Annotated in this window: 3 protein-coding genes; all 3 read right to left on the reverse strand. The window is 67.9% G+C overall.

The annotated features are described in order from the left end of the window. Positions 1 to 19: 19 nt before the first annotated feature. A complete protein-coding gene (locus ACUDCK_RS15510; RefSeq protein WP_445659240.1) occupies positions 20 to 7642 on the reverse strand; it encodes an autotransporter-associated beta strand repeat-containing protein in 7623 nt (2540 codons plus the stop codon). Positions 7643 to 8055: 413 nt separating this feature from the next. Then, entirely contained in the window at positions 8056 to 9396 is a 1341-nt protein-coding gene (locus tag ACUDCK_RS15515; protein ID WP_064522843.1) for a carotenoid oxygenase family protein, read from the reverse strand. A gap of 78 nt (positions 9397 to 9474) precedes the next feature. Further along, positions 9475 to 10386 (reverse strand): DUF6708 domain-containing protein, encoded by a 912-nt coding sequence (locus ACUDCK_RS15520; protein ID WP_244976838.1) that lies wholly within the window; start codon positions 10384 to 10386, stop codon positions 9475 to 9477. Positions 10387 to 10459: the final 73 nt, after the last annotated feature.

Here is a 10459-nt window from a genome sequence, read left to right on the forward strand (position 1 = left end):
GCGCCCCGGCTGCTCGCGCTCAGAAGCGCAGCGTCAGGGTCAGCGCCCCCTGGGTGGCGCGCAGGCCCTGGCCACCCTGCCGCCGCGTCAGACTCGCCGAGACGCCAAGGCGCTCGGTCAATTGGCCTTCCACGCCCGCCTTCAATTCGGCCACGTTCCTGTTGCCCAGGATCGTGGCGCCGACGCCGTCCAGCATCACGCCGTATTGTTTGGACGCATGCAGCCAATTCGCTTCCAGGAAGGTCTCGAACGTGCCCGCTTTGCCAGGCCCCCGCGACCGATGGCCACTGCTGATCGACAACCGCGCGCCCAGGCGCGTCTGCACGTTGTTGGCGCCCATGCCTTGCACGCGCGTGCCGGTGCGCTCGGTGTGATCGGCGGCTTTCACGCCGGACCACAGCACCTGCACCTGCGGCTGGAAGCGGAAGCGGTTTTCCATGCCACCGTACGTTGTGTATGAACCGGCTTCCAGCAGCAGACCCGACTCCAGGGACGCGGTGACACCCTGGCTTTGGTACGTCTCCTTGGCCAACCCATCGCCCTTGACCGTATTGTCGAACCGGTTATAGAGCGCCCAGCCGTCCACGTACAGGCCGCGATGCGTCAGCGCGTCTTGATACCAGGTGCCGTACAGACCGGCGCTGTAGCCCTCCACCGCGCCGCGCGACTGATAGCCCGAGAGGCGGCTGCGGGTCTTGCTGTGCTGATTGCCATAGCCAGCCATGACGCCCAGGCGCCAACCGTCCTTGCCCGTGAACGTGCCGCCTGCGATGGCGCTGCCCATCTGCAGCACGCTACGGTCGGCCGAGAACTGATTCTGCCCATCCGACATGTTCCCATGGCTGCGCCCGGCGGCCGTTCTGGCCCACGCGTGCCGGCGCGCCCCCGTCACGGGATCGACCGCTTCGCCACTTTCACGATCGCTCAGACTCGTGTTGAACAACACGCTCGCGGCAGCGAGGTTGCTGGCATAGCTGCCGATTTCGGGGCGGAAGACACGGACCGCGTTGGCATTGCCTTCGGAATTGCCCCCTGGCGGCGTATCGGCGGGGCCATCGGGAAGGTCGGCCTTGTCATCGACCGGAGGATCAGCGGGTTCGGCCGTGTCCGCGCCAGGCGGGGGATCGGCGGGGTCCGCGCCATCGTCAACCGGGGGAACCTCCGGATCCTGGGCGCCGCCATCGACCTGGGGAACCTCGGGATCCTGCGCGCCATCGTCAACCGGGGGGAGCTCCGGATCCTGCGCGCCATCGTCGCTCGGGGGCTCCTCGGGAACCTGCGGGCCATCGTCGGCCGGGGGAAGTTCCGGGACCTGTGCGTCATCCTCGCTCGGAGGAACCTCGGGGATCTGCGCGCCGTCGTCGGCCGGAGGAACGTCCGGGTTCTCCGTGGGAGGTTCAGGCGTCATGTCCAGGCTGGTCAGATACCAACTGTTCGGGCTATTTCCGGAAGCCGATCCCTTTCTCAGGAAATAATCGTAGGCGCCGGCCGCGATGCGGCCGCGTTGCACGAAGGCGTCTTCGGTGGACCCGGCCGTGCGGATCAGTTCGATCCCTTCCACCGTTTGCGCGCCAGCGCCGCCCTCGTTGGCCACGGTGACGTACGTGGTGCCGCTCGCCGCGCCGCCGATGATCAGCTTGTCCGTGACGCTGTCATCGCCGCCCAGCACCGCGCCGAACGAAACGGTGCCGCCATCCCCCACCCAATCGCCAGCCTGGGTATAGACCTGACCCGCGCAATCGGCACATGTATTGAGCACCAGCATGCCGCTGTGCTTCATGTTTCCGGCGACCGTCAGGCCGGCCATCGACACGGGCGCGCCCAGGTCGTTGAACAGGATGACGCCGCTGTTGTCCAGTTGCGAGATGATCTGGCTGTAGCCGCCCAGATTCAGGCTGGCGTCGCGCGCGATCATCACGCCCGCGGTTCGCGCGAATGCGTTGACCACGCCGGTTTTCAGCGTGCCGGCCTCGACGCGGGTGGCGCCGGAATAGGTATTCGCGCCGCCCAGGGTCAGCGTATTGGTGCCATTCTTGACCAGGGCCCCCGTGCCGGAGACCAGCCTTCCATATGTCACGTCATCGCCGCGCTCAAACGCCAGGATGCCATGATTGACGATGTCGCCCGCCAGGGAACCGGTATTGCCGCCGTCGCCAATGCGCAGTGTGCCGGCTTCGACGCGGGTCGGGCCGCTGTAGGTGCTGTTGCCGGTCAGGGTCAGCGTGCCGGTTCCCTTGTTGATGACTGTGCCGCTGCCGGAAATGACGCCCGCGTAGCTCACCGCGTCGCCACGCTCGAAGACCAGCGCGGCGTCGTTGGCGATGTCGCCCGCCACGGCCCCGGCCGTGCCGCCGTTGCCGACGCGCAGCGTGCCGGCTTCGATGCGGGTCGGGCCGCTGTAGGTGCTGTTGCCGGTCAGGGTCAGCGTGTTGCTCCCCTTCTTGGTGACCGTGCCCACGCCGGAAATGACGCCCGCGTAGCTCACCGCATCGCCACGCTCGAAGACCAGCGTGGCGTCGTTGGCGATGTCGCCCGCCACGGCCCCGGCCGTGCCGCCGTCGCCAATGCGCAGCGTGCCGGCTTCGATGCGGGTCGGGCCGCTGTAGGTACTGTTGCCGGTCAGGGTCAGCGTGCCGGTACCCTTGTTGATGACCGTGCCGCTGCCGGAAATGACGCCCGCGTAGCTCACCGCGTCGCCACGCTCGAAGACCAGCGTGGCGTCGTTGGCGATGTCGCCCGCCACGGCCCCGGCCGTGCCGCCGTCGCCAATGCGCAGCGTGCCGGCTTCGATGCGGGTCGGGCCGCTGTAGGTACTGTTGCCGGTCAGGGTCAGCGTGCCGGTCCCCTTGTTGATGACCGTGCCGCTGCCGGAAATGACGCCCGCGTAGCTCACCGCGTCGCCACGCTCGAAGACCAGCGTGGCGTCGTTGGCGATGTCGCCCGCCACGGCCCCGGCCGTGCCGCCGTCGCCAATGCGCAGCGTGCCGGCTTCGATGCGGGTCGAGCCGCCGTAGGTACTGTTGCCGGTCAGGGTGAGCGTGCCGGCGCCGCGCTTGGTGACCGAGCCCTCGCCAGCAATGACACCCGCGTGCGCTGCCGCGTCGCCGCGGTCGAACACCAGCGTGGCATGGTTGAGGATATCGCCCGTGACGGAGCCGCTGACGCCGCCGTCGCCGATACGCAGCGTGCCGGCGGCGATCGTGGTGCCGCCGGTGTAAGTGCCAGCGCCCGTCAGCGTCAGCGTGCCCGAACCCTGCTTGGTCAGGCTCCGGCCATCCCAGCCCGTGGCGCCATTGGCGGCCATGTCATGCAAGTCGGCGCCGACGGTGTCCGCCACGCCCGGATCGAGCGTGAACGTGCCATGCGCCTGGCCGCTCTCGTCCAGCCAGCTCAGGTCATAGGTGGCCAGATAGCGCATCAGGTCCTCGGACTTGCTGGCGGCCAGAGTCAGGTAATCGACCTTTCTTTCGTAGCCGTCGAAGATCACCCGCGCAAAGTCGCCCTCGATGCCGCCGTCTGTTTCGAACAACGACACGCTGCGCCGGATCTGGTCGGCGATGCCGGACACCAGGAGAGTGACGTCGGCGCCGAGGGTCACCTTGCCCGCGGTCAGGCTGACGGCGGACGCCGGGTTGCGCAGCGCGTCGCGCAGCATCAGCACCGAGCCGTCCCGCAGGGATGCCGTTCCGGCCAGATTCACCGCGACGGGCGTATGAATGTCCAGCGTCGCCCCGCTGGCCACGGTCATGCCGCCGCCCAGCGTGTTGGCCGCGGCGGACGCGCCGTCGCCGAATTTCAGGGTTCCGGCGGTGACCCTGGTGTCGCCGCCATACGTATTGGCACCCGTCAGGGTCAGGACCTCGGCGCCGTTCTTGACGAGCGCCCCCGTGCCGGACATGGCGCTGGAGTAGGTCACCGCGTCGCTGCGATCGAAGATCACCGTCGCGGCGCTGGCGATATCGCCGGTCACGAACCCGGTCGTGCCGCCGTTGCCGATGCGCAGCGTGCCGCCTTCGAGCGTGGTCAGGCCGGTATAGGTGTTGTTGCCCGTCAGGGTCAGCGTGTTGGTCCCCTTCTTGGTAACCGTGCCCTCGCCGGAAATGGCGCCCGCGTAGGTCACCGCGCCGCTGCGGTCGTAGACCAGCTCGGCATGGTTGACGATATCGCCTCTTACCGCGCCGGTCGCGCCGCCGTCACCGATGCGCAGCGTGCCGGCGTTGATCGTCGTCACGCCCGTGTAGGTGTTGCCCCCGGTCAGGGTGAGGACATTGTCGCCGTCCTTGGCGACCCTGCCCCCGCCGGAGATGACGCCCGCGTAGGTCACTGGATCGCTGCGATCGAAGGCCAGCGCGGCGTTGTTGAGGATATTGCCCGCGATGGAGCCGGTGACGCCGCCGTCGCCCAGCCGCAGCGTGCCAGCGACCAGGGCGGTCCTGCCGGTGTAGGTATGGTCGCCAGTCAGGGTCAACGTGCCATCCCCGCGGGGGCTGGCGTTCACGGTATAGCCCTTGTAGACCTCCCCCGTGCCGGAAATCACGCCGTCATACATCGCATCATCGCTGCGCACGAAGAACAGCTTGCCGCCATCGTTGACAATATCGCCCGCCACGGAACCGGAGGTGCCGTTGTAGCCCACGAACAGCGTGCTGTCGGGGTTGCTGATGCGCGTGCCGCCGGTGTAGGTGTTGTCGCCGGTCAGGATCAGCATGCCGTTCGTGAGCGTGACCGAACCCGAACCCGAAATCACGTTGTCGTAGGTGCCCCGCCAGGTGCGACCGTGGTCGAAATGCAGCGCGGCGTCACCGGACAACAGGACCGGACCGGCCACGGAACCGGTGAGGCCGCCGTCGCCCAGGCGCAGCACGCCCCCTTCGACGAGGGTCTGGCCCGAGTGGGTGTTCTCGCCGGTCAGGGTCAGCGTGTTGGTCCCTCGCTTGGTGACCGTGCCCACGCCGGAAATGATGCCCGCGTAGGATGCCGCATCGGCGCGGTCGAAGACCAGCGCGGCGCTGTTGAGGACGTTGCCCGCCAGGGAACCGGTGGCGCCGCCATCACCGATCCGCAGCGTGCCGGCGATGACGGTGGTTCTGCCGGTGTAGGTGTGATCGCCGGTCAGCGTCAGCGTGCCGGCCCCATACTGCACCCCGTCATCGAAGGTATAGCCCTTGAAAACGCTGCCCGTGCCGGAAATCACGCCGTCATAGGTGACGTCGTCGCCGCGGGCGAAGAACAACTGGCCGCCATCGTTGAAGATATCGCCCGCCACCGAACCGGTTGCGCCGCCGTCGCCGATCCGCAGCGTGCTGCCCAGGATCCTGGTGCCGCCGCTATAGGTATTCGCGCCGGTCAAGGTCAGCGTGCCGCTGCCGGCCTGCGTCACGACGCCGTCGCCGGAGATGACGCCCGGGTACGTCAGCCCATTGCCGCGGTCGAAAACCACCTCGCCGCGATTGACGATGTCGCCATTCACCGAGCCGGTGCCGCCGCCATAACCCACGCGCAGCGTGCCTGCTTCGACGGTGGTCAGGCCAAAATAGCTGTTGTCGCCGCTCAGGATCAAGGTGCCCGCCCCGCGCTTGGTCAGGCTGTTGCCATCCCAGTCGCCGTTGGCTCGCATCCGCCTCAAGGTCGCGCCGACGTCGAATTCCTCGTCCGCCCCGAGCAGGAACGTGCCGTGCGCCCTGGCCGGCGTATCGAACCAGGAGAGCTGGTAACTCGCCAGGTAGCTTCTGCCGTCGTCGGATTTGCGGGTGCGCAGCGTCAGGAAATCCGTGATACGCACGCCGGGGGCCGCGGCGTCACCGTCGTCGGCCTTGCCCCCAATGAAGACGCGGGCGAAATCGCCCTCGATCACGCCGTCGGTGGCGCTGAACAGCGCGGTGTCGGTCGCGCTCGCGGCCGCGACGCCGGACAGATTGAAGGTGACCCCATTGCCGATGGTCACGGCCTTGACCCGCCAGCTTTCCGGCAGCTCGCCTTCCGCTGCGCGCGCCGTTGTGATGGACAGGGACGCGCCGTCGTTCAGGACGGCGGCCCCGGCCATGTCGACCGTTGCCGGCGTATGGATGGCCAGCGTGGCTCCGCCAGCCACGGTGATGCCGCCGCCCAGCGTATTGGCGGCGCCGAGGGCCCTGCCGAATTCCAGCGTGCCGGCGCCGACCGTGGTGTCGCCGTCGTACGTATTGGCGCCGGCCAGATTCACCGCGTCGGCGCCGATCTTGCTGACCGCCCCGGGGCCGGAAATGACGCCCGTGTACGTCAGCGCGTTGCCGCGGTCGAAGGTCAGCGTGCCGGCATTGGCGATATCGCCGGCCAGCGAGCCTGTCGCGCCGCCGTTGCCGATGCGCAGCTGGCCGCCCTCGATCGTGGTCGGGCCGGTATAGGTGTTGTCGCCGGTCAGGATCAGCGTGCTGGTGCCCTTCTTGATCATCGCCCCCTCGCCGGAGATGACGCCGGCGTAGGTCGCCGTGTCGCCGCGATCGAAGACCAGCGTGGCCTGGTTGGCGATATCGCCCGCCACAACGCCGGTCGTGCCGCCACCGCCGATACGCAGCATGCCGGCGTCGACGGAGGTCAGGCCGGTGTAGGTGTTGTTGCCGGTCAGCGTCAACGTGCCGGCGCCTTGCTTGGTGACGGTGCCCACGCCGGAAATGACCCCCGCGTGGATCACTTCATTGCCGCGATCGAAGACCAGCGCGGCATTGTTGCGGATGTTTCCTGTGACGGAACCGGTCAGGCCGCCGTCGCCGATCCGAAGCGTGCCGGCCGCAACCGTGGTGCCGCCGGTGTAGGTGCTGTCGCCCGTCAGCGTCAGCGCGCCCGTTCCCCGCTTGGTCAGGCTCCTGCCGTCCCAGCCGCTGGCGCCATTGGCGGCCATGTCATGCAGGTCGGCGCCAATGGTGTCAGACAGGTCGGCACCGATGGTGAACGTGCCATGGGACCGGCCGCCGGTGTCCAGCCAGGTCAGGTCATAGTCCGCCAGATAACGCGTCTGGTCCTCGGACTTCCTGGTGGTCAAGGTCAGGTAATCGACCCGTTTTTCATATCCGTCCGACATCAGCCGGGCGAAGTCGCCCTCGATGCCGCCGGCCGCGCTGAATAGCGGCGCGTCGCGCACGATCCGATGAGCGATGCCGGACAGCGAGAGCGTGACGTCCTGGCCGAGGAACACCTTGCCGGCGCTGAAGCTGGCGGCGGGCGTCTCTCTTTGCAGCGCACCGCGCAGGACCAAGGCCGAACCGTCATGCAGCGTGACATTTCCATCCAGCCCGAGGGGATCGCCCGCGAATCCGACTTCGGCCCCCGTCCCGACGTCCAGGCCGCCGGTTACCCGGACGGATTGGTCGCCGCTGTTGAGAATGGACAATTTTGGCGGAGTGAGCGTCTTGTCGTCATGCGACAGTACGATATCGCCTTCGATGCCGCCGCCAGGCTCGAGCTTGACTTGCCTGGCGCCGCCGGTCAGGCGGATGGCGACCCCGTCGGTGCCGTCTTCCGCCATCGGGACATCGGCCGGTGCCCCCTCTTCCTCGGGGCCGGCGGCCAGCACATCCGGAACCGCTCCGGCGAACGCCAGGACGGCGCACAGCGCGGCGGTCGTCGCGTGCAGGCGGAACGGAGTACACGCGGCATGACCGGGCATGCCGGTCAATGCGGCCGAGTCCGCCCCCCGTTCCGTCGCGCCCGCAGCCGATTTTTGTGTTCCGCGCTTGTTTTTGTTCAAGATGCGGCGGGACGAGGGCCCCTTTCGAAATAGGGTCATGACTACTACCTGTACGTGCGCCGGCCGCCGCGACCTACGGCGGCTGGCGCGATTCTTCCGGGAATGAAAAACGGACGCGGTGCCGACGGGCAGGCGCCTCAAGAATTCTAGGTAGGGGGGGTGGGATAAAACGAGGAAGCGGCCAGGAGTTATTTATACGTTTGGCGGAACCGCCAACGTATCTGCGCGGCGCACACGCCACGAAGCGGCCGACCGCCGCGAGGGCCGACCGCTGCACGCGATTATAGGGACTGGCGCGGACGCCGGCCGGGACGGGCGCCCGGCCGCTGCCCTCACGCGCCGCCCGCCTCCCGCGGCAACCACGCGCCATGAAAACCCGCCGGAATCCGGCGCGGCAGGCGCACCGTGGCCACCGGTCCGGCGCCGATGTCGCGCCCATCCAGCACCACCACATCGCTGCGGTCGCCCTCCTGCCGGTAGACACACACCAGCACCCAACCGTCATCCTCGTCCCGCGCGCCGGGGCGCGGCACGAACACCGGTTCGCTGTTCTGGTCGCCCGGCGGCACCGAATACCTCTGCCGCGCGCCCGTCTCCAGGTCATAGCGCAGCACCCCGCGCATCTCGCGATTATTAGGCTGATGCACCGCGTAGGCGTAGCGGTAGGCGTGGCCGGTGCGGCTTTCGTTGATGCGCGGCAATTCGATGCCGGCATCATCGAGCGCGCGTTCGCTGACGCGGCCGCCGGCCAGGTCGATCACGTAGCGCCACAGCACGCCCAGCGGGTTTTCCTCGAACGCGGCGCCGTCGCGCGCCAGCCGCAGGTAATGCGGATAGCGCACCACGTCCAGCACCAGCGTGGCGTCATCGGCCTCGTGGGCGTTGACCACGTGCTGGATGAAACACGGCGCCACCTCGAACCAGCGCACCGGCCCGCCGTGGCGCGGGATCACGCCCAGGCGCGATTGGCGCTCGTCGTGCCAGCGCAGCGGCATGCGGTGGCCGCGCGACAGCATCGAGAAGTCGTAGGCCACGTTCAGGTCGAGCAGGATGCTGTGGCGGGCGGTGATGGCCATGTCGTGCATCATCGACGGCCCCGGCACTTCGATCAGCTGGTCCAGCAGCGGCTGGCCGTCGGCGCCCGTCACGCCGTAGCGCAGCCAGGGGCGCTCCCAATGGGCGCGAAAGCTTATCAGCTCGCCTGTGGCGGGATCGATCTTGGGATGCGCGGTCATGCCGCCGGCCAGGCCGGGATGGCGGCGGCTGGCGCCCAGGAAGTCCAGCCCCGCCGTCATCGCCAGCGGCGCGCCGCCTTCGGCCAGCGCCAGGGTCTCGCCGGCATGGCGCAGCACATTGACGTTGGGATTGGTGTCGGGCAGGTCTGCGGCCAGCGTCGGCGCGTATTCGCGCGCCCACAGGCGGGTGCGGGCCCAGCGGTTGCGGTAGCCGGTGGCGCGGCCGTCGCGGAAAACGATGGCGTGCAGCATCGCCGGTTGCGGCCACCACGACAGCACGTCGTTGCCCTCGAAGCGGCCGCGCAGGGGGTTGGGACCGTTGCGCACCAGCGCGCCGTCCAGTTCGGGCGGCAGCGCGCCTTCCACGGGCAGGTCGGTCAGGTCGGTTTCATCGGCAAGCGGCGCGGTGGCGCCGGTGTTCAGGTCGAATAGGGTCATGCCTTGCATCCTTCGGGTGAGAGAAGGATGCAATTTTTACCCGGATTAAATTACGCTGTCAATATTACCCGGATTTAATTAGCGCAAGTCTTCGGGATTCATCGACGCGTCGCGGACATACGGATCGCCCGGTTCGGGCCGCAGCGTCGCCTCGATCTCGGGCGGAAACGCCGGGATGTTGCTGGTGCGCATGACGGCCCAGCGCATGATCGCGTGCAGGTAGTTGAAGGGCGCCAAGATCAGGTAGGCCAGGCCCGGCTGCTGCGCGTCGTTGGCGAAGATGCGCTCCTTGCCGAAGGCAAAGCTCTCGCGCTTGCCGTCGACCGGCATGCAGAACAGCACCGCGTCCAGCACGGCCTGCGGCCCCTCTTCCATGTAGCGGCGCAGGAACTCCCAGTGCGAGTAGGCATTCTCGACGCGGCTGGTGGCGATGCAGAACGCAAAGGTCTCCTTGACCGTGACCCCGTCCTGATCGAGGATCAGTCTGCGGATATCCCGGTTGAGCAAACCGAAGCTGCGCCTGCCCCGTCCCAGCGTGAAATGGATCTTGTCCCACGCTGCGGTCAGCACGGTGCCGTCCAGCCGGAACACATGCACCAGGCGGCGCTTGCGATCCAGCGCGATGGGATAGTAGGTCCAGCGGAACATTTCCTTTTGGGCGACCCAGGCGCTCGCCGCGCCCAGCGCCGCGCAAATGGCCATGCCGAAGAAGACGGCTTCCCACAGGCCGTTTTCATTGGGCAGCCGGTCCACCACCAGGATCCAGGCCAGCATCAGGACGCCGCCGATGCCGAAGGCCAGGCCGATCGCACCCAGCAGCGCCACGAAACCACGCCAGGCATACCAACGGTCGACCGACAGCAGGCTGTTGGAATTCATCCTCACCACGCACAGTTGCGCCAGCAGCGGGACATCCAGCCGCTTTTTCTGCAGCAGTCGGTGCTCACGCTCGAATTCCGTCAGTGGACGGTCGTTGGGAAACTTGGACATGAGTCCGTTGAAATCCATCGGGACCCTCCCTGGGTCAAGGAAAAACGGCGGCAAGACGCCCCCGGCACCGAGC

This window comes from Achromobacter sp. CF-sbj1-Ac2-l, from assembly GCF_052698165.1.